The sequence below is a fragment of the Serratia sp. HNCC26DJ244 genome (assembly GCF_057180565.1).
In genome coordinates this window covers 55,400-76,686 of the sequence record NZ_JBXUGO010000016.1, presented here as the reverse complement: position 1 = coordinate 76,686, position 21,287 = coordinate 55,400, and the positions used below count along the sequence as shown (strand labels likewise).

At 52.3% G+C, this 21,287-nt stretch carries 16 protein-coding genes; 9 read left to right on the top strand and 7 right to left on the bottom strand.

What is annotated here, in order from left to right; genetic code table 11:
- Nucleotides 1-5: 5 nt before the first annotated feature.
- From spoT to gmk, 3 genes are read right to left on the bottom strand one after another with little or no spacing between them, the layout of a single operon-like run.
- The gene (gene spoT / locus AC2A06_RS13455; protein ID WP_023490389.1) at nucleotides 6-2,117 is read right to left on the bottom strand and encodes a bifunctional GTP diphosphokinase/guanosine-3',5'-bis pyrophosphate 3'-pyrophosphohydrolase; all 2,112 of its coding nucleotides are present in this window, start codon (nucleotides 2,115-2,117) and stop codon (nucleotides 6-8) included.
- A gap of 18 nt (nucleotides 2,118-2,135) precedes the next feature.
- Complete coding sequence (gene rpoZ, locus AC2A06_RS13450) at nucleotides 2,136-2,411, bottom strand: DNA-directed RNA polymerase subunit omega (protein WP_023490388.1); 276 nt, start codon at nucleotides 2,409-2,411, stop codon at nucleotides 2,136-2,138.
- Between the two features lie 54 nt (nucleotides 2,412-2,465).
- On the bottom strand, nucleotides 2,466-3,089 hold the full coding sequence (gene gmk / locus AC2A06_RS13445) for a guanylate kinase (protein WP_473196483.1): 624 nt from the start codon (nucleotides 3,087-3,089) through the stop codon (nucleotides 2,466-2,468).
- A 358-nt stretch (nucleotides 3,090-3,447) separates the two neighbouring features.
- Here gmk and ligB point away from each other — a divergent pair, with 358 nt between their 5' ends.
- Nucleotides 3,448-5,175: an NAD-dependent DNA ligase LigB gene (ligB, locus tag AC2A06_RS13440; RefSeq protein WP_484380622.1), complete on the top strand. Its 1,728-nt coding sequence runs from the start codon at nucleotides 3,448-3,450 to the stop codon at nucleotides 5,173-5,175.
- Between the two features lie 54 nt (nucleotides 5,176-5,229).
- The gene (locus tag AC2A06_RS13435; protein ID WP_484380634.1) at nucleotides 5,230-5,592 is read left to right on the top strand and encodes a YibL family ribosome-associated protein; all 363 of its coding nucleotides are present in this window, start codon (nucleotides 5,230-5,232) and stop codon (nucleotides 5,590-5,592) included.
- Nucleotides 5,593-5,629: 37 nt separating this feature from the next.
- Here the strand turns inward: AC2A06_RS13435 and yiiM are convergent, their stop codons facing one another.
- The gene (gene yiiM, locus AC2A06_RS13430) at nucleotides 5,630-6,322 is read right to left on the bottom strand and encodes a 6-hydroxyaminopurine reductase (RefSeq protein WP_484380621.1); all 693 of its coding nucleotides are present in this window, start codon (nucleotides 6,320-6,322) and stop codon (nucleotides 5,630-5,632) included.
- A 35-nt stretch (nucleotides 6,323-6,357) separates the two neighbouring features.
- The gene (fdhD, locus tag AC2A06_RS13425) at nucleotides 6,358-7,134 is read right to left on the bottom strand and encodes a formate dehydrogenase accessory sulfurtransferase FdhD (RefSeq protein WP_484380633.1); all 777 of its coding nucleotides are present in this window, start codon (nucleotides 7,132-7,134) and stop codon (nucleotides 6,358-6,360) included.
- A 211-nt stretch (nucleotides 7,135-7,345) separates the two neighbouring features.
- Here fdhD and fdnG point away from each other — a divergent pair, with 211 nt between their 5' ends.
- The 7 genes from fdnG (at nucleotide 7,346) to exaC (ending at nucleotide 17,997) form a co-directional block, all read left to right on the top strand.
- Complete coding sequence (gene fdnG, locus AC2A06_RS13420) at nucleotides 7,346-10,393, top strand: formate dehydrogenase-N subunit alpha (RefSeq protein WP_484380620.1); 3,048 nt, start codon at nucleotides 7,346-7,348, stop codon at nucleotides 10,391-10,393.
- Nucleotides 10,394-10,405: 12 nt separating this feature from the next.
- Complete coding sequence (gene fdxH / locus AC2A06_RS13415) at nucleotides 10,406-11,305, top strand: formate dehydrogenase subunit beta (protein ID WP_484380619.1); 900 nt, start codon at nucleotides 10,406-10,408, stop codon at nucleotides 11,303-11,305.
- A complete protein-coding gene (gene fdoI, locus AC2A06_RS13410; protein ID WP_484380618.1) occupies nucleotides 11,302-11,940 on the top strand; it encodes a formate dehydrogenase cytochrome b556 subunit in 639 nt (212 codons plus the stop codon). The genes fdxH and fdoI overlap by 4 nt, the downstream gene beginning before the upstream one ends.
- Nucleotides 11,937-12,866 (top strand): formate dehydrogenase accessory protein FdhE, encoded by a 930-nt coding sequence (gene fdhE, locus AC2A06_RS13405; protein ID WP_023489571.1) that lies wholly within the window; start codon nucleotides 11,937-11,939, stop codon nucleotides 12,864-12,866. Before fdoI ends, fdhE begins: the two co-directional genes overlap by 4 nt.
- Before the next feature lie 84 nt (nucleotides 12,867-12,950).
- Nucleotides 12,951-14,342, top strand: coding sequence for an L-seryl-tRNA(Sec) selenium transferase (selA, locus tag AC2A06_RS13400; protein WP_484380617.1), 1,392 nt, complete (start codon nucleotides 12,951-12,953; stop codon nucleotides 14,340-14,342).
- Nucleotides 14,339-16,180, top strand: coding sequence for a selenocysteine-specific translation elongation factor (selB, locus tag AC2A06_RS13395; protein WP_484380616.1), 1,842 nt, complete (start codon nucleotides 14,339-14,341; stop codon nucleotides 16,178-16,180). The genes selA and selB overlap by 4 nt, the downstream gene beginning before the upstream one ends.
- A gap of 278 nt (nucleotides 16,181-16,458) precedes the next feature.
- The gene (gene exaC / locus AC2A06_RS13390) at nucleotides 16,459-17,997 is read left to right on the top strand and encodes an acetaldehyde dehydrogenase ExaC (protein WP_023489568.1); all 1,539 of its coding nucleotides are present in this window, start codon (nucleotides 16,459-16,461) and stop codon (nucleotides 17,995-17,997) included.
- A 37-nt stretch (nucleotides 17,998-18,034) separates the two neighbouring features.
- Here exaC and AC2A06_RS13385 read toward each other — a convergent pair whose 3' ends face one another.
- Both AC2A06_RS13385 and AC2A06_RS13380 read right to left on the bottom strand, forming a co-directional pair.
- Complete coding sequence (locus AC2A06_RS13385) at nucleotides 18,035-19,264, bottom strand: MdfA family multidrug efflux MFS transporter (RefSeq protein ID WP_484380615.1); 1,230 nt, start codon at nucleotides 19,262-19,264, stop codon at nucleotides 18,035-18,037.
- 143 nt (nucleotides 19,265-19,407) lie between these two features.
- Nucleotides 19,408-21,279 (bottom strand): SEL1-like repeat protein, encoded by a 1,872-nt coding sequence (locus AC2A06_RS13380; protein ID WP_484380614.1) that lies wholly within the window; start codon nucleotides 21,277-21,279, stop codon nucleotides 19,408-19,410.
- Between the last annotated feature and the right edge of the window lie 8 nt (nucleotides 21,280-21,287).

Sequence of the window (21,287 nt, the reverse complement as noted above, 5' to 3'; positions counted from 1 at the left end):
AAGCGCTAGTTTCTATTACGGGTAACTTTAATCACATCCGGCATAATACGGATCTTGCGCATAATATTTGCCAAATGGACGCGATCACGCGTGGTTAAACGGATAAAAGCGCTGTAGACCCGGCCATCTCGCTCTTCAGTATTCAGGCTTTGAATGTTCGAGCCGGCAGCATTGATAGCGGCGGTCAGGCTGGCCAATGCACCTTGATGGTTGAACATGTCTACCTTGATTTCTGCAATAAACTCCTGCTCAGCCTTCATATCCCACTCGACCGCCATGAACTTTTCCGGTTCTTTCTGGTAGCCACGGATATTGCGGCAGGATTCATGGTGGATCACCAAACCTTTGCCTGGGCTGACATGAGCAATAATTGGATCACCAGGAATCGGTCGGCAGCATTTGGCAAAGGTGATCAAGACGCCATCGGCACCTTTAATGGATAGATTGCGCACGTTGTTGGAAAAAATGCCCAAGCTGGAGTGATCCCCTTGCAGATTCTTTGCCACTACCACGCTCATTGCATTACCGAGGCCAATTTCAGCCAGGAGATCGTCCAGGGTAGCCAGTTTCATGCGCTCCAGTTCATGCTGGATATTTTCTTGTGGCACTTCAGCCAGTTTGCGACTGCCACCGAGCGCATGGTTAAGCAAACGACGCCCCAGACTGACGGAATCATCGCGCTTGAGGTTTTTCAGCATCTGGCGGATTTTCGCCCGCGCTTTTGAACTGACAACAAAATTCAACCAAGCGGCATTAGGCCGAGCACCGGGCGCGGTAATCACCTCGACGGTCTGACCACTGTGCAGGGATTGCGATAATGGATAGGGCTGGCGATCAACCCGTGCACCGACACAAGCATGACCGATATCGGTATGCACTGCGTAGGCGAAGTCTACCGGGGTCGCTCCGGCGGGTAATTCAACAATACGGCCTTCTGGCGTGAAAACGTAAATTTCATCTGGGAAAAGATCGGATTTTACACTTTCAATAAATTCAAACGAACTGCCTGCACTCTGTTGTAGCTCAAGTAAGCTCTGCATCCAGCGTTGGGCACGGATTTGTGCCGTCGTGCCGGTAGATTCGCCTTTTTCCTTATAAGCCCAGTGCGCAGCAACCCCCATCTCAGCCATCTGCTCCATATCTTCGGTACGGATTTGCACCTCAACCGGCACACCATGTGGGCCGATTAATGAAGTATGCAGTGATTGATAGCCGTTAGCCTTGGGGATGGCGATATAGTCTTTGACCCGACCAGGGCGCGGTTTATACAGGCTGTGTGCCTGTCCTAGCACCCGGTAACAGGTGTCTACTTCTTTCACGATCACCCGGAAAGCATAGATATCCATAATGGAATGGAACCGCTGCTCTTTCAGGTGCATCTTGCAGTAGATGGAGTAGAGGTGTTTTTCCCGCCCACTAACCCGGCAGGGAATACCAGCTTCGGTCAAACGCCCTTCGATTTCAGAGAGGATTTTCTGGATCATCTCTTTACGGTTACCCCGGGCGGATTTCACCACTTCTTTGATGACCCGATAGCGGTTCGGGTACAGCGCTTCAAAACCCAACTCTTCCAGTTCGGTTTTCAGGTGGTGGATCCCCAGGCGGTGAGCCAGAGGACTATAAATTTCCAGTGTTTCACGGGCGATGCGCCGCCGTTTGTCTGGGCGTAGTGAACCTAGGGTGCGCATGTTGTGGGTACGGTCTGCCAGTTTGATCAGCACGACACGAATATCCTGCACCATCGCCATGATCATTTTGCGGAAGTTTTCCGCCTGCGCTTCTTTCTTGTTCTGGAATTTTAACTTATCCAGTTTGGACACCCCTTCAACCAGTTCGGCAACGCTTTTGCCGAACAGTTGTTCCATGTCCTGATAAGTGGCAGAGGTATCTTCAATGACATCGTGCAATAGCGCGGCCATTAGCGTCTCATGGTCGAGGCGCATTTCTGCCAGAATACAGGCCACAGCAACGGGGTGGGTGATATAGGGCTCACCACTGGAGCGTGTCTGCCCCTCGTGAGCATCACGTGCAACTAGATAGGCCTGCCCGAGCTGCTTAATCTGCTCCTCAGGCAAGTAACGTTGAATCAGTTGATTCAGGCTTTCAAACAGATACAAGGCAGACTCGCAGTCTAATTAACGACGACCTTCAGCAATTGCGGTCACCGCTTGGATCTCTGCGGCTTCTTGTTCTTGCTGCTCCTGGCGCTCACGGACATCAAGGATCTTATTGTTGATCAGACCTTCTTCGATTTCGCGCAGAGCGATAACGGTGTACTTATCATTCTCTTCAGGTACCAGAGCATCTTTACCACCGGTCTGGATTTGACGCGCCCGACGAGCAGCGACCAACACCAGGTCAAAACGGTTACCAATTTTCTCTACAGCGTCTTGAACAGTTACGCGTGCCATATTTGTGCTACTCCACAGGTGACGAAAAGATTGGGCATAATACTGAAACTGTCTTCAGTCTGCCAATAATTTGCTGATTAAAGCGTCATGCCGCAGTATTTGGCGGCCTAAACGCAGACGTTCGGCGCGAATAATGTTTTTCAGATCCGATAGCGCCAGATCGAAATCGTCATTCACAATTAAATAATCATACTCTGCATAATGCGTCATTTCTGCAACGGCTTGTGCCATCCGCCTGGCGATGACATCATCGGCATCCTGCCCGCGCCCGCGCAGACGTCTCCCCAACTCCTCCTTGGATGGAGGCAGAATAAAGATGCTGCGTGCCTGGGGCATTTTGGCGCGAACCTGCTGAGCACCTTGCCAGTCAATATCCAGAAAGACATCCACCCCTGTTGACAACACTTGCTCAATGGCCGCACGAGAGGTGCCATAATAGTTGCCGAACACTTGTGCGTGTTCAAGAAACTCATCCTGCTCAATCATACGGTGGAATTCGTCTTTAGAGACGAAAAAGTAATGTTCACCGTGATTTTCACCCGGGCGACTATCGCGCGTAGTGTGTGAAACCGAAACCTGCGTGTCATAGAGCGGTTGCGTTTTTAACAAAGCCTGAATCAGACTTGATTTCCCTGCGCCACTGGGGGCAGAGACAATATAAAGCATGCCTTGAGCCATGATGATGTTCGTTGATTGCGGTTGATAAGCCAGTTACAGCGGATGTGCATACTCAGATTCACTCACTTGAGTGCGATGAGTATAAATTATCTGCTTAGTATACACGGCTAATGTGCCCTGTGCAGTGCCAGTCGTCATTTTGACGACAGCTTTCTGATGAAAACAGGGGAAAATGACCGAGTCGCGTGCGGGATCGAGAAATTTTCGCCGTTTTCAGCAAGGACCCCTTCTCTTTGGATACCACTTTGCATCCTGAACTTTCCTGATTCGCTAACACAGATGATTGAGTATTTACTCCCCTCTTTACTCAAAGTGATGCAGGTTCAACCATGGCTTGAATGGCGTCGGGAGGTGCAGGATGTGGCGTTATATTACCCGGATGTTACTAGTGATGGCGGTTGGGTGCCCCATTGCCTGGGCAACTCCCTGTCCAGAATGGCCGCCAGAGCGGTTGCAGTTGGAAATAAAGGCGTTGGATAACCAACTTGCACTCTGGGATGAGGCTTATTACCAACAAGGCTATAGCCTTATCGACGATGAAATCTACGATGGTTTACAACAGCAATGGAAAAATTGGCAGCACTGCGCTGGTTTGGTCATACCCGAAGACCATAAACTCCCGTTACCCGAAGGCAAAATAGGGCATCCGGTGGCGCAAACCGGTCTGCGCAAATTATCTGATCCTTTGGCGGTCAGGGAGTGGCTGCAAGATCGTCATGATGTCTGGGTACAACCCAAAATTGATGGTGTGGCGGTTACGCTAGTCTATCAGCAAGGTAGGCTGGTTAGCGCCATTAGCCGAGGGAATGGCGAAAAGGGAGAAAACTGGCTGGAAAAGGTCAAGGCGATCCCTGCTGTTCCCACTGTTTTACCGGGTGCTCCTGTTGATCTGGTACTACAAGGGGAGCTGTTTTTAAAGGTGAATGCGCATCGCCAGCATTCACAAGGGGGGATCAATGCTCGCACCAAGGTGGCGGCGATGCTGATGCGTAACGCACCTGATGAGCAATTGAAGCAGCTCGGTTTGTTCGTTTGGGCGTGGCCAGATGGCCCAGCAACCATGGCAGAACGTTTACAGCAACTTGCTGCTCTGGGGTTTGTACTCCCACAACAATATTCAAAACCCGTTAATTCATTCGAGGAAGTAGAACACTGGCGGGCATTCTGGCATCAAGCCCCGTTACCCTTTGTGACTGATGGCGTGGTTATTCATCAGGGGAAAGTACCGCAGGGCCGTTATTGGCAGGCCAAACCCGGTCATTGGGCCGCGGCCTGGAAATATCCTCCGCTACAGCAAGTGGCCAGGGTTAAGGGCGTGGAGTTTGCGGTGGGGCGCACCGGTAAAATCGCGGTGGTATTGCAGTTAGAACCGCTACGTATGGACGATAAATTGATCCGGCGGGTTAATGTCGGTTCTCTATCCCTGTGGCAAAAGTGGCATATTGTGCCGGGCGATCAGGTTGCTATCAGTTTAATGGGGCATGGTATCCCTCATGTGAACCGTGTGGTCTGGCGCACGGTAGAAAGGGCCACCTTGGTGGTGCCAAAGCAGCAGGATTACCATCTATTGAGTTGCTTTAGCTTGCAGCCCGGTTGTCACCAGCAATTTCTGGCACGCCTGGTGTGGCTAGGGAGTGAAAATGGGCTGAATATCAGGGGGATGAGTAAAGCGGGGTGGCAGGCGTTAATCGATCAGGGGCGGGTGGATGGCTTGCTGAGTTGGCTCGATTTAACCCCCGAATCGCTCAATCAGGTTCCCGGCTGGGGGGAGAAACGTGCACAGGCTCTTTACCAGCAATTCCGTCTGGCTCGGCAGCAACCTTTTCACCGTTGGTTAATAGCGCTGGGTATGCCCGTTTCCTCATCCCAATTAACGCATTTGCAAAGTTGGTCTCAGGTGCAACAGATGACCCTGACACAATGGCAGAAACTGGCCGGCATTGGGGCTAAAAAGGCCCAGGATATAGAGAGTTTTCTCCACTCTTCGGCATTTTTGGCACTCGTGCTACTATTGCAACAGCATAATATAAATGGCTTCGAGACTGTTGCTGGTGATCCCGCATTCTACTCAGAATCTTTGGAGTAGATGCTGGCCAGCAACTTGAATGAACCTGGGTATAACACAAAACAGGCCAACGAGATGAAAGAGAAAGAAAAGGCAGAGATTAAGCGCCTGAGTGACCAACTGGATGCTTTGAACCATAAAGACACTCTGGTGATCCAACGAGGTAATCCAGAGCTGATTGCACAACACAGCAAAGAAAAAGAGAAACTGGCGGCAGAGATTGAGCGCTTGAAAAATGTGCGTGTTGAAAAACTGAGCACAGAAGCACAGAAGTTGAGCCAATTACCATTCAGCCGCGAAATTACCAAGAAAGAGCAAGCTGATATGGGGGCATTGAAGAAAAGTGCCCGAGGCCTGATCGTGGTGCATCCCATGACGGCATTAGGCCGTGAGATGGGGCTGAAAGTGGTTACTGGCTACGCCAAAAAAGCGTTTTGAATTTGACTGGCTCTGCGTAGCAGAGCCAGGTTCTTCATCAGACGGCAATATTTTGGTTTGCTGAGTGACCTAATAGACGGTAGTTAAAATCTTCTATTGCTCCGTGGGTGATGCGAGCCACTAGGGTTTTGCTCCAACTGGCGGAAAGCCCCGAGACTGCCAGTAGGCGACGATACTGCTCTTCGTCAAATGGCATATGCCAGGCAATGCCGATGGCTTGCGCGACGGAAACATCGCTATTGCGCACGACCAGTTCCAGCGGCTGATCACCACTGACGGTACCAGCAGAAACCACGCGGTATAGCCAACCACAGCGGCCAGTTTGCTGCATTAATACTGAGATATCATTGATAGCCAAATGGTCGTTGAGCTTGAAGCAAGGCGAACGTGGCTGCGTTACCTGAATCAATGCTTTACCCCACCGGAAAATATCCCCCATAAATACGTTTTGTTCGGTTAAACCGAGAGTAGAAATATTTTCGCCAAAGGCGGGGGCGCAGAACTGCTCCGCCTGAGTGGGGAACTGATCACGCCAATGGGCGTAATGCTCTCTTGGGTAGTGGCATAGCGCACGATCAGGGCCACCATGGTGAATTTTTTCTGCCTGTTCATCCCCTTCCAGGCCTAATGGCGTGAGGTTTATTACGCCTTCCACCAGCCGTTTAGCAATGGCACTGGTTCGACCTTCATAGGGTTGGATAGGACCAAGGTAAACATCTGGGTTATGCATGATGGCCTCCGTCATCGTCGTGAAAAGTCTTCCAATTAATCGGTGAGGCGCTGCGGATGAGTAAACACCGTGGCCCGACCAGGCTTACTAAAGCCAACCAGCGTTAGATTGCTGCGTTCTGCTATTTCCACCGCCAGTGACGTGGCGGCAGAGACGACAAATAAAATCTCGGCGCCACACATGGCAGATTTTTGCACCATTTCATAGCTTGCTCGGCTGGAAACCAGGATCGCCCCTTGTTGCCACCCTTGTCTGGCGCGCATGCCGAGCATCTTGTCCAGCGCCACATGGCGGCCAACGTCTTCGCACCCTCCCAATAACTCACCCTGTGGCGAGATCCAACTGGCGGCATGGGTACAACCGGTCACTTGCCCAACGTTTTGCACCTGGCGCAGTTGCCCAAGGGCATGGTCGAGATTGGCCAAGGAGAAGGTTTGCGTGAAGGGCAGCGGTGTGACGGGGCGGAAGATGTCCGCTAACTGCTCGATGCCACAAACCCCGCAACCGGTACGACCTGCCATGGCGCGCCGCCGTTCTTTCAAGCCGGCAAAACGGCGGCTGGAGAGCTCTATTTGCACTTCCAGGCCATTGCAGGTGGGATTAATCTCTATACTGTAGATATCCCGTGGTGAATCGATAATGCCTTCTGACAGGGAAAATCCCAGAGCGAATGCGTCCAGATCTTTTGGGGTGCACATCATGACTACGTGAGAAATACCGTTATAGACCAGTGCAACCGGCACCTCTTCCGCCAGCCAATCTTGCTGCATTGTGCTGAGTTGCCCCCGTTGATAGATCGGGACTTGGGTCAAGCCTGTGAGAGTGCTCTCATTTGTGGGTTGTTCTTGTTCTAAATTGTTCACTTAATTAGCACCTGCTTGTAACAACCCGATGAACGCTATGGTATTATCCCAGCGTTTCAGGCCAAGCCAAACATAACAAGTAGTGATTCTAGCGCTTCCCGCTTTGGGAGAGGAAGCGCCATTTGAAACAATGTGACAACACGAGTGAAAGGAGACCCCCATGCAGGTCAGCAGAAGGCAGTTCTTTAAGATCTGCGCTGGCGGTATGGCAGGAACGACGGTTGCTGCGTTGGGCTTTAGCCCGGCAGCGGCGTTAGCGGAGACTCGGCAGTACAAACTGCTGCGAGCCCGTGAAACCCGTAATACCTGTACGTATTGTTCCGTCGGCTGCGGGCTGTTGATGTACAGCCTAGGTGATGGCGCTAAAAACGCCAAAGAGAGTATCTTCCATATCGAAGGGGATCCGGACCACCCGGTAAACCGTGGGGCACTTTGCCCGAAAGGTGCAGGGCTGGTGGATTTTATCCACAGCGAAAGCCGTCTCCAATACCCGGAATATCGCGCTGCTGGCTCTGATAAATGGCAACGTATCAGTTGGGATGATGCCTTCACCCGCATCGCCAAATTGATGAAAGCAGACCGGGACGCCAACTTCGTCAAAACCAATGACCAAGGGGTAACGGTTAACCGCTGGTTGACCACGGGCATGCTGTGCGCTTCGGCTTCCAGCAATGAAACCGGATACCTGACACAAAAATTTAGTCGCTCTCTCGGCATGCTTGCCGTAGATAATCAAGCGCGTGTTTGACACGGACCAACGGTAGCAAGTCTTGCTCCAACATTTGGTCGCGGTGCGATGACCAACCACTGGGTTGATATCAAGAACGCCGACTTAATTATCGTTATGGGGGGGAACGCGGCAGAAGCGCATCCAGTGGGGTTCCGCTGGGCGATGGAAGCCAAGATTCATAATAAAGCCAAGCTGATCGTCATCGATCCGCGCTTTACCCGTACCGCATCCGTAGCGGATTTTTACACGCCGATTCGTTCTGGTACTGACATTGCCTTTTTGTCAGGGGTGTTGTTGTACCTGATCAATAACAACAAAATTAACCGTGAATACGTTAATGCTTATACCAATGCCAGCTTGCTGGTGCGGGAAGATTTCAGCTTTGACGACGGTTTGTTTAGTGGTTATGACGCAGAACATCGCAAGTACGATAAAACCACCTGGAACTACCAACTCGACGAGAACGGTTTTGCCAAGCGTGATATCACGTTGCAAGATCCACGTTGCGTGTGGAATATGCTGAAACAGCACGTCAGCCGTTATACGCCTGAGGTGGTGACCAATATCTGCGGAACGCCAACCGAGGATTTCCTCAAGGTTTGTGAATATATCGCGGAAACCAGCAGCCCGAATAAAACCGCTTCGTTCCTGTACGCCTTGGGTTGGACACAGCACTCGGTGGGTGCGCAGAACATCCGTACCATGGCGATGATCCAATTGCTGCTCGGCAATATGGGTATGGCGGGTGGCGGTGTGAACGCACTGCGTGGTCACTCCAATATTCAGGGGTTGACGGATCTGGGCCTGTTGTCACAAAGCCTACCGGGTTATTTGAGCCTGCCTTCTGAAAAACACACTGACCTCGACAGCTATCTGAAAGCCAACACGCCGAAGGCGCTGCTGCCTGGTCAAGTAAACTATTGGGGCAACTATCCCAAATTCTTTGTCAGCCTGATGAAGAGCTTCTATGGCGATAAAGCGCAGAAGGAGAACAACTGGGGCTTTGACTGGTTGCCTAAATGGGACAAAGGCTACGACGTACTGCAATACTTTGAAATGATGTCGAAAGGGTTAGTCAACGGTTATATTTGCCAAGGCTTCAACCCGGTGGCGTCCTTCCCGAATAAGAACAAAATCGTCTCTTCGCTGGCTAAATTGAAGTACCTGGTCACCATTGATCCGCTGAATACTGAAACCGCCAACTTCTGGCAGAATCACGGCGAATTTAATGATGTAGATCCGTCCAAGATTCAGACCGAGGTGTTCCGCTTGCCATCAACCTGCTTTGCAGAGGAAAGAGGTTCGATTGTTAACTCCGGTCGCTGGTTACAGTGGCACTGGAAAGGGGCTGATGCCCCGGGGCAAGCACTGAACGATGGTCAAATTTTGGCTGGGTTGTTTACACGCCTGCGCGAAATGTACCAGAGTGAGGGCGGGGCCGTACCAGAGCAAGTGCTGAACATGAGCTGGGATTATCTCACGCCAGAAAATCCAGAGCCGGAAGAAGTGGCAATGGAGAGCAATGGCCGTGCGTTGGCCGATGTGCTCGATCCTGATGGTAAAGTGTTAGCGAAGAAGGGTGAGCAACTAAGCACCTTCGCACACTTGCGTGATGATGGTTCTACTGCCAGTGGTTGCTGGATCTTTACCGGTAGTTGGACCCCTGCGGGTAACCAGATGGCTCGTCGCGATAATGCTGATCCTTCCGGTCTCGGTAATACCTTGGGCTGGGCTTGGGCTTGGCCACTCAACCGTCGCATTCTGTATAACCGTGCCTCCGCCGATCCTGCTGGTAAACCGTGGGATGCCAAGCGCCAACTGATCGAGTGGGATGGTGCCAAATGGAGCGGGATAGATATTCCTGACTATAGTGCTGCGGCACCGGGTAGCGATGTTGGGCCATTTATCATGCAGCCGGAAGGGATGGGCCGCCTGTTTGCCATCGACAAAATGGCGGAAGGGCCGTTCCCTGAACACTATGAACCCTTTGAAACACCACTGGGTACTAACCCGCTGCACCCGAACGTGGTCTCTAACCCTGCTGCGCGGGTGTTTAAAGATGACTTGGCGGCCATGGGCAAATCAGACAAGTTCCCGTATGTCGGTACCACCTATCGTCTGACCGAGCATTTCCACTACTGGACCAAACATTCACTGATTAATGCGATTACTCAGCCGGAACAGTTTGTGGAAATTGGCGAGAAACTGGCAGGGAAGAAAGGCATCAAGAATGGCGATACGGTAAAAGTCAGTTCCAACCGGGGCTATATCAAAGCCAAGGCGGTGGTGACCAAACGTATCCGGACACTGCAGGTGAATGGGCAGGATGTGGACACCATCGGTATCCCTATTCACTGGGGTTACGAAGGGGTGGCGAAGAAGGGCTTCCTTGCCAACACACTGACGCCGTTTGTCGGTGATGCCAACACGCAAACGCCGGAATTCAAGGCGTTCCTGGTTAACGTGGAAAAGGTGTAACGGAGACGAATTATGGCAATGCAATCTCAAGACATCATTCGTAAATCCGCGACCAATGGCCTCACACCAGCTCCGCAGGTGCGTGATTACCAGGAAGAAGTGGGCAAGCTGATTGATGTGACCACCTGTATTGGTTGTAAAGCCTGTCAGGTAGCTTGTTCTGAATGGAACGATATTCGTGATGAAGTCGGTCATAACGTCGGGGTTTACGATAACCCCGCCGATTTGACGGCTAAATCCTGGACGGTGATGCGCTTCTCTGAAGTAGAGGAGCACGGCAAGTTGGAGTGGTTGATCCGTAAGGATGGCTGCATGCACTGTGCCGATCCGGGTTGCCTGAAGTCCTGTCCGGCAGAAGGGGCGATCATCCAGTACGCGAATGGCATCGTCGATTTCCAGTCTGAACACTGTATCGGTTGTGGTTATTGTATCGCGGGTTGTCCGTTCGATGTGCCGCGCATGAATCCGGAAGACAACCGGGTGTACAAATGTACCCTGTGTGTTGACCGTGTTGTTGTGGGCCAGGAGCCAGCCTGTGTGAAAACCTGTCCTACCGGGGCGATTCACTTCGGCACCAAAGCGGCGATGCATGATATTGCGGCTGAACGTGTTCAGGAGCTGAAAACTCGCGGCTTCGAGAATGCGGGCCTGTACGACCCTCAAGGGGTTGGCGGCACGCATGTGATGTATGTTTTGCATCACGCTGACAAGCCGCAGTTGTATCATGGCCTGCCAGAGGACCCGAGTATCAGCTCGGCGGTTAAATTCTGGAAAGGGGTATGGAAGCCGCTGGCTGCTGTCGGCTTTGCTGTTACCTTTGCCGCCAGTATCTTCCACTATGTCGGCGTAGGGCCAAACCGCGTCGAAGAGGAAGATCCAGAGCAACCGCATGATGAGGAGACGCGCAAATGAGGAAGGAAAAGCCAATTCAGCGCTATAGTGCGCCGGAGCGGATTAACCACTGGATTGTGGCGTTCTGCTTTATTTTTGCCGCTATCAGCGGGTTGGGGTTTATGTTTCCCTCCTTTAACTGGCTGATGAATATCTTCGGTACCCCGCAGTTGGCACGGATCCTTCACCCTTTCGTCGGGGTGATTATGTTCGTGGCATTCTTGCTGATGTTCCGGCGTTACTGGCGACATAACCTGTTCAACCGGGAAGATATCGTTTGGGCAAAAAACATCCACAAAATCGCGATGAATGAGGAAGTGGGTGATGTCGGGCGCTATAATTTCGGCCAGAAGTGTGTGTTCTGGGCAGCGATAACCTTTCTGGTGCTATTGCTGGCCACGGGAGTGGTGATCTGGCGGCCTTACTTTGCCCCATCGTTCGCTATCCCGTTGATCCGCATTGCACTGTTGGTGCATTCGCTGTCTGCTGTGGCGTTGATTATGGTCATCATGGTGCATATTTACGCCGCGCTATGGGTAAAAGGCACCATTACTGCCATGGTCGAGGGTTGGGTACCTGCCGCCTGGGCCAAGAAACATCATCCGCGCTGGTACCGTGAGGTCCGCGAAAAACAACAGGAAGATAAACCCAGATGAGTATTCGCATCGTTCCTAAAGATCAATTAGGAGCATCATGCGAGAAGTCAAAAACGGCGGAAACTATTCCGCCGTTACTTTTCGCTAATTTGAAGAGCCTTTATACTCGCCGAGCGGAGCGTTTGCGCCAACTGGCAACAGACCATCCTCTGGGCGACTATCTTAACTTTGCCGCCGGTATCGCGCAGGCGCAGCACAATGCTTGCCACGATAATCCGTTGGTACTGGATCTTAACCAGGCATTGACGCAGAGCGCCAACAGCGGCAAGCCGCCATTGGATATCAGCGTTTATCCACGCAGTGAACACTGGCACCATCTCCTGACTTCGTTGATTGCCGAGTTACGTCCACAGGCGCAAGATCATGTCTTGACCGTGCTGGAGAACCTGGAAAAATCCTCATCCCATGAGTTGGAACAGATGGCCGACCACTTGCTAAAAGGGGAATTTGGCAAAGTGGGTAGTGATAAAGCGCCGTTCCTTTGGGCGGCTTTGTCGTTATACTGGGCACAAATGGCCAGCCTGATCCCGGGTAAGGCCAGAGCCGAATATGGTGAACAGCGTCAGTTCTGCCCGGTTTGCGGCAGTATGCCGGTGTCCAGTATGGTGCATATTGGTACTGTGAATGGTTTGCGTTATCTGCACTGCAACCTGTGTGAAAGTGAGTGGCATGTGGTGCGGGTGAAATGCAGTAATTGCGAGCAAACGCGCGATCTCAACTACTGGTCATTAGAGAGTGAACAGGCCGCAGTGAAAGCCGAAAGCTGTGGCGATTGTGGAACCTACCTGAAACTTCTCTATCAGGAAAAGGACCCAAAAGTAGAGGCAGTAGCTGATGATTTGGCCTCGCTGGTGCTGGATGCCAGAATGGAAGAAGAGGGGTTTGCACGTAGCAGCATCAATCCATTCCTGTTCCCAGGGGAATAAACGGCGGTTCTTCTCCCCATGCAGCAAATGTGTGGGCGAGAAGAGGATTCAAACCCTCTTGGCAAACTTAACAACCGAGTGAGCATGAGCACTGAAACCCAGCAACTCTATAGCCAGTTACCCGCTATCGATCGCTTATTACGCGATCCCGCCATTGAGCCTGTTGTCGCTAAACATGGCCAGACGCTGATCAGCGAATTATTGCGCCAGATGCAAGCACAGGCGCGTGACACCATCAAGACACAACAGCAGATGCCGGCATGGTGTCAGGATTGGCCACAGGCATTGCAGGTGCGCCTGAACCAACAACTGCGTTTGGCGTTGCAACCGGTGTTTAATCTCAGTGGTACCGTACTGCATACCAATTTGGGACGCGCATTGCTCCCTCAGGTGGCGATTGATGCGGTAGTGAGCACCATGGGGAACGCGGTGACGCTGGAGTATGATTTGGATGATGCCGGTCGTGGGCATCGTGATCGCGCTATTGCTGATTTGCTCTGCCAGCTTACCGGGGCGGAAGATGCCTGTATTGTCAATAATAACGCGGCTGCGGTGCTATTGATGTTGGCCGCAGTGGCACCAGGGCAACAGGTGATAGTGTCGCGCGGTGAATTGGTGGAAATTGGCGGCGCGTTCCGTATCCCAGATGTGATGCGTCAGGCGGGTTGCCAGCTGGTGGAAGTGGGCACCACCAATCGCACACATTTGAAAGACTATCGTGCCGCTATCAATGAGCAAACCGGTTTGTTGATGAAGGTACACACCAGTAATTACTGTATTCAAGGGTTTACTGCAGCGGTGGAGGAAAGTGAGCTGGTGGCGTTGGGGCGCGAACAGGGTATTCCTACTGCCACGGATCTGGGGAGTGGTTCGCTGATCGATATGGTGCAATATGGCTTGCCCGCCGAGCCGATGCCACAAAGGTTGATTGCCGACGGCGTTGATTTGGTCTCTTTTTCTGGTGACAAGCTGTTGGGGGGGCCACAAGCTGGAATTATCATTGGTAAGAAGGCATTAATTGACCGTTTACAGCAGCATCCGCTCAAGCGTGCATTGCGCGTTGGTAAAATAACCTTGGCGGCATTGGAAGCGACGCTGCGCCTCTATCTGCAGCCGGAGTTATTGGCAGCACATCTGCCGACCTTGCGTCTGCTTACCCGCCCACAACCGGCGATACAGCAAATCGCTGAACGATTGCAGAAGCAATTGGCGCCACGGTTTACTGGCCGTTTTGAATTACGCTGCGAACCCTGCTGGTCACAGATTGGCAGTGGTTCTTTGCCGGTGGATCGTTTGCCGAGCTATGCCTTGACCTTTACCCCACTTGATGGCCGGGGAGCAACCTTGGAAAGCCTGGCACAGCAGTGGCGCAGCCTGCCACAACCGGTGATTGGTCGCTTAAAGGATGGCAAGCTATGGCTTGACCTGCGTTGCCTGGAACAGGAAGAGGCACTACTTGAGGCCTTGAACCGATGATTATTGCTACCGCTGGTCACGTTGACCATGGCAAAACCACCTTGCTACAGGCGATCACCGGCATTAATGCCGACCGCCTGCCGGAAGAAAAACGCCGAGGTATGACGATTGACCTTGGCTACGCCTATTGGCCTCAGCCAGATGGTCAGGTACTGGGGTTTATTGATGTTCCCGGCCATGAGAAGTTTCTTGCCAATATGTTGGCAGGTATTGGTGGGATTGATCATGCACTGCTGGTGGTGGCTTGTGATGATGGCGTGATGGCGCAAACTCGCGAACACTTGGCGATCCTGCGTTTAAGCGGCAGGGTGCAATTAACGGTGGTTCTGACCAAGGCTGACCGGGTAGATCCGCAGCAAGTCGTACAAGTTCGTGCCCAGGTGCAGGCTGAGCTGGCACAACAGGGCTGGCATGATACCCCGCTGTTTATTACTGCGGCGACGCAGAATGAGGGTATCGACGCCTTGCGTCAGCACCTGTTGGCACTACAACCCGCCGAACATTGGCGAAGCCGCCGTTTTCGTTTGGCGGTGGATCGGGCGTTCAGTGTCAAAGGGGCCGGGTTGGTGGTCACCGGTACTGCACTGGGGGGGCGTGTCGCGTTAGGTGACAGCTTATGGTTGACCGGTGCAGAAGCGCCAGTTCGGGTGCGCGGGTTGCACGCACAGAATCAAGTGGTGGAGCAGGCATTTGCTGGGCAACGTATTGCGTTGAATATCAGCGGTGATGTCAGCAAAGAGCAGCTAACGCGCGGTGATTGGTTGCTGGAACAACGCCCCACTATGCCAGCCGAGCGTATTCTGGTGGAGATTGACGCTGATGTGCCGTTACAACATTGGCAGCCACTGCATATTCATCATGCTGCCAGCCATATCACGGGGCGTATTGCGCTGTTAACCGGCAATCTGGCGGAATTGATCCTTGATCGTCCACTCTGGCTGGTGGAAAACGATCGTCTGGTACTGCGTGATATCGGTGCCCGGCAAACCTTGGCTGCGGCTCGGGTGTTGTTGCTCTCATCCCCTAAACGGGGCAAACGCCAGCCCGCGTATCTGGCTTGGCTGGCTGAACTGGCCCAAGCGCCAAGCGATGAGCAAGTATTGCGTTTGTGTCTGCCTGGTGGGGCGTTGGATTTGGCTGCCTTCGCCTGGGCTCGGCAATTGACTGATGACGGCTTACGCGGGTTGTTGGTGAATTCAGAATTGTTGATCGCCGGTCAAATGGCGTTGGCTCCTGCCATTGTGCAGGAAAAAGAACAGAAATTGTTGCAGGTATTGGCTGAATACCATCAACAACATAGTGACCAATTAGGTTTGGGGCGTGCCCGCTTGCGCCGTATGGCATTACCGACGCTGGATGAAGCGCTGGTATTTATGATTATTGATCGGTTGCTGGCTGCGGGTGCGCTGCGTAATACGCGTGGTTGGTTGCATCTCCCTGAGCATGGTTTAGCGTTCAGTAGTGAGCAGCAAGCACTTTGGGCCCGAATTGTCCCCCTGCTGGGTGAAGACCCTTGGTGGGTGCGGGATTTGGCATCCTCATTGGGTGAAGATGAGAGCCAGATCCGCACTACATTACGTAAAGCGGCCCAGCTTGGCTATGTGGCCGCCGTGGTGGTGGACCGCTACTATCCAAGCCAACGTATTGAACAGTTTGCCGCCTTGATTCGTGAGCTGAATACTGCTCAAGGTGGGGCCACCGCCGCTGATTTCCGTGATCAATTGGGCGTGGGGCGTAAGCTGGCGATCCAGGTGTTGGAATTCTTCGATCGCAGTGGTTTTACGCGCCGCAAAGGGGATCAGCATTTACTGCGCGATAGCGGTTTGTTTGGCGGGTGAACCCATCCGGCAGCGAATTTAAATTGTGACCTTCTTCGCGCCTTTGATGCTAATTTCGTCATGTTGGGCGCTCTTCACCTATCCTTAAGATAGAGATCTTCTCCCAAATTCTGCTTTTTATATTTCCCTTCGTCATCCAGGTTGCAGGGTATCGGTACCTTTACTGCCTGCAACCGGAATGAGCTTGGGTATGCACATTCAATTAGCGGTCAATTGGCCGTGAACGAGCTTACTGTCTGTGGGCGGTAAGGTCATTGCTGCGTATTAAGGAGATAGAAATGGCAGATACCACGAAGACAAGTCACATCACACCTGAAAATACCGGTTCCCCGCTGAAATTAAAAAAACGTTATGACAACTTTATCGGGGGGGCCTGGGTAGCACCCGTGCAGGGTGAGTATTACACCAACCTGACACCGGTCACCGGGCAGCCATTGTGTGAGGTGGCAAGCTCTTCTGCGCAAGATATTGAATTGGCACTGGATGCGGCTCACGATGCCAAAGCAGCCTGGGGTAAAATGTCGGTACAGGGGCGCGCTAATTTACTCAACCGGGTGGCTGACCGTATGGAGCAGAACCTCCATTTGCTGGCCACCGCAGAAACCTGGGACAACGGGAAACCGATTCGCGAAACCGAGAATGCCGATGTGCCGCTGGCGATTGACCATTTCCGCTATTTTGCTGCCTGTGTGCGTGCGCAGGAGGGCGGCATCAGTGAGATAGATTCTGAAACGGTCGCGTACCATTTCCATGAGCCACTTGGGGTAGTGGCGCAAATTATCCCTTGGAACTTCCCGCTGCTGATGGCTTGTTGGAAGATGGCCCCGGCGTTGGCGGCAGGTAACTGCATTGTGCTTAAACCGGCCAAACTGACCCCACTGTCGGTGCTGGTGTTAATGGAACTGATTCAGGATATTTTACCGCCGGGCGTGATCAACGTGGTCAATGGGGCCGGAGGCGAGATCGGCGAGTATCTGGCAACCTCTAAACGTATCGCCAAAGTCGCCTTTACCGGTTCCACGGAGGTGGGGCGCCAAATTATGGGCTATGCGACCCAGAATATCATCCCCGTGACGTTAGAGCTGGGGGGCAAATCCCCTAACATTTTCTTTGCCGACGTGATGGATAAAGAAGATGCCTATTTTGATAAGGCGCTGGAAGGATTCGCGCTGTTTGCCTTCAATCAGGGGGAGGTTTGTACTTGCCCGAGCCGTGCTTTGGTGCAGGAATCGATCTATGAGCGCTTTATGGAGCGGGCGATCAAACGCGTAGAGAGCATCCGTACCGGTAACCCGCTGGATGCCGCTACTCAGATGGGGGCGCAAGTCTCTGAAGGGCAGATGAAGACCATCCTTAATTATATTGATATTGGCAAACAAGAGGGGGCGAAGGTGCTAACCGGTGGCCGCCGTAAAGTACTGGATGGCGGGCTGGGTGCCGGCTATTACCTGGAGCCGACGATTTTGTTCGGCAAAAACAGTATGCGGGTATTCCAAGAGGAGATTTTTGGCCCGGTATTGGCCGTGACCACGTTTAAGGATATGGATGAAGCGCTGGCGCTGGCAAACGATACTGACTACGGCCTGGGGGCTGGGGTATGGAGCCGTAATGGTAATATTGCCTACCATATGGGGCGCAATATCCAGGCCGGGCGTGTCTGGACTAACTGTTATCACGCCTATCCGGCACATGCGGCATTTGGGGGTTATAAACAGTCAGGAATTGGCCGTGAAACCCACAAGATGATGCTGGAACACTATCAGCAGACTAAATGTTTGCTAGTGAGTTACTCCGAAAAACCACTCGGTCTGTTTTAATCTAGAGGGCAGGGGCACCGCGTGCCCCTGTGTTCGCTTAGACAGCGGTACTACTCCCATGGTGTTTCTTGAGGAACAGCACAACCAGCAGCAACCAGCATAAACCGCTGAGCAGATTAAACAGGTTAAATAGCCCGTTCCCTCCCCAGACATAAGCGAATTTAGCCAGTTCGATGCCGATGGTGAATATTGCCATACTCAACATTCCCATCGCGGCGGACACCGCCCCTTTACTGATATCACTGGAGAAGAGCGTCAGGCGGTATAATCCGGCATTAGCCAGGCCAATACCGTATGCATAAAAGCTCAGTCCGGCGGTCATCCAGAGATAGCTATGAGCAGAAAACAGTGTCGCTGATGCGGCAATCAACAACCCTACTAGCATCGGCCAGGCACCGAGTTTAATCGGTTGTTCAATACTGTATTTGCCTGCCAACCGTGCCAGGGTCAGGTTACCGAGGATCAGCGCGCCAAATATCGGGATCTGTAATAGTGCATAGTTTAAGGTGGAAAGCGACTCACCACTGATCAGGATCACTGGCGACTGCGCAATCCAGGTCAACAGCGGCAAACTGGCAAAACCAATCGCCAGTGAACCGCAGAGAAAACGGCGATTTGCCAGGATTTGGCGATAATCGCGCCACAGGTTGGCGGCAGAAAAGCGTTCTCCCCGTAGGGTGGCGGTTTCCGGCATGGCTTTCCACAAGCCAACAAAGGCAATGGCCGCCAAGATGGCAAAGAGCACAAACATGCTTTGCCAAGGGGCGATATCGATCCATGCTGCACCGGCTAACGGCCCAAGTAACGGGGCTATCAAGGCCACATTGGCCATTAGCGCGGTGATTTTGATACAGACCGACTCTTCAAATGACTCCTGAATGGCGGCATAGCCGACGGCACCAATAAAGCACAGCCCAATCCCTTGCAGGAAGCGCATAATAAGAAACTGCTCGATGTTGGTGACCAGCAAAATAGCCAGGCAGGCAACGATAAAGAACGCTATCCCAGCCAACATTACCGGGCGGCGACCACGGCGATCCGATAGCGGGCCAAGCAGCCACTGCAGGAAAATACCCCCAGCCAGATAAGCGGTCATTGACGTGGGAACCCACTCAGCACTGGCATTGAGCTCGGCAACCACCGTCAACATGCCCGGTTGGATCATATCGTTGGCAATATAGGTGGTGAATTCGAACAGCACCAGACAGAGTGGGAATAACAGCGCCTGTCGGCCAAGACGCACCGCAGAAGGTAATGACTTTTTCATTTTTATTTTACTGACAACAAGGGGAAATTAGGAACTTGCCAAGGCAAGGATAAGCCATCAGAGCGAGTTATGGCGGCTATTCTGCCGCCAATTATTCACCTTGGCAATGATTGTTTAAGGCGTGGTAATGCGGATTTTGTCAGTTACTGCTTACCTTTCGCTTGTTTTTTAGCGCTTGGTGAATCACTTTCCAGCGCTTTCAAGGCCTCAGCGGCCTGGTCATTAGGGGCTTCAATGGCCGCCGCCGCCCGCAACCAAAAAAGGGCCTGTTCTTTATCTTGGGCTACACCCACGCCATCACGGTACATAATTCCCAGTTGATATTGAGCATCGGGGGAAGGGTCCTCTTGCTCGGCGGCGGCAAGGAACCATTTGGCTGCTTCCACTTCATTTTTTTCGACCCCGTTACCTTCCAGGTACATGAACGCCAAATCATATTGAGAATCGCCATCGCCCTGTTCTGCGGCCCGTTGAGTCCATATAAAATCTTGCTTATTGTCTTCTGGCACACCATCACCATGACGATACATATTGGCAAGACTCACTTGAGCGGCCATATAATCCTGCTCTGCAGCTTTATGAAACCATACCGCCGCTTGAGCTTTATCCTGCTTTACCCCTTGGCCTTTCTGGTAGTGATAACCCAGTTGGTATTGGGCTTCCATATCACCCAGTTCTGCGGCTTTATGGAACCAGGCGACCGCTTGCGTATCACTTTGTGGTACGCCTAGGCCTTGTTGGTAGCGATAGGCGAGTTTAAGTTGTTCGTAGACATCGCCTTGTTCTGCTGCCTTCATAAACCAGGCTGCCGCTTGTGCTTTTTCCTCACCGATGCCTTGGGCTTCGTATTCTAGCTGTTGTTTCGCTTCTGCACTGCCTTTTTCCGCTGCGGCGCGAAACAACGTTATGGCCCATTGATGCTCTTTTTTTACTCCCTGGCCTCTTTCATATCTGTAGCCGAGTTGTAGTTGGGCCTCAGCATTACCCCTCTCCTCTGCCTTGCGCAACCACGCTAAGGAGGTTTTATCATCTAGTTCTATTTGTTCGATGATATCGCATTCTTCGCAGTCATATTCTAAGGCATTACCACGTTCGGATAGGTAAGCGAGTTGCAGGTAAGCATCCACATTGAATGATTCTGCGGCCATGTTAAACCACACCAACGCCTCGCCCTCATCTTGTTCTACCCCTAGCCCTTGTAAGTACATCATACCGCGCTGGTATTGCGCATCACCCGACCCTTGGTTGGCGGCTTTTTCAAACCACTGCGCGGCCTGAGTATAATCTTTTACGCCATTCACGCCTTGTAGGTAGGTGAGGCCCAATTGGTACTGAGCTTGCATTAAATCCTGTTCTGCGGCTTTGCGCAGCCACTCTAGCGCCAACGCATCATTTTTTGCGACACCTTGGCCGGTTTGATACATCAGACCCAGCTCTAATTGAGCCTCTCTATCGTTCTGCTCTGCAGCTTTTCGATACCACAGGATGGCTTGCGCGGGATCTTTTGCCACCCCTTTACCGTACTTGTACAGGTCAGCTATCGTGACTTGGGCAAGCACATCCCCTTGCTCTGCCGCTTTTTGATACCAAGTGAGGCCTTGGGTATAATCTCCCGCTAACCTGTAGATATTACCCAGTGAGTTTTGGGCCTCGGTATGCCCTTGTTCCGCTGCTTTGCGCAACCAAGCTATGGCTTGCTGACTATCTTTTTCTACACCTCGGCCATCTGCATATGCCTGGCCTAGCTCAAACTGAGCATTGGCATTCCCTTGTTCTGCGGCTTTACGAAATGATTTCACCGCTTGCGCAAGATTTTGCTCTCCCTGACCGTTGCTGTACATCAAACCTAGCTGATATTGGGCTTTTGCATCGCCTTGTTGTGCTAAAGGCAATGCTGCGGTGTCATTCTCCCTACTGTACGCCGCCGCCCCTTGTTGGTAATTGGCTAAAGCTGGGGTGTTCAAACACAGTAAAACAAGGCCGATGGTGAGTGTGTAGCGCAAAGTTGTCAGCATGGTATGCC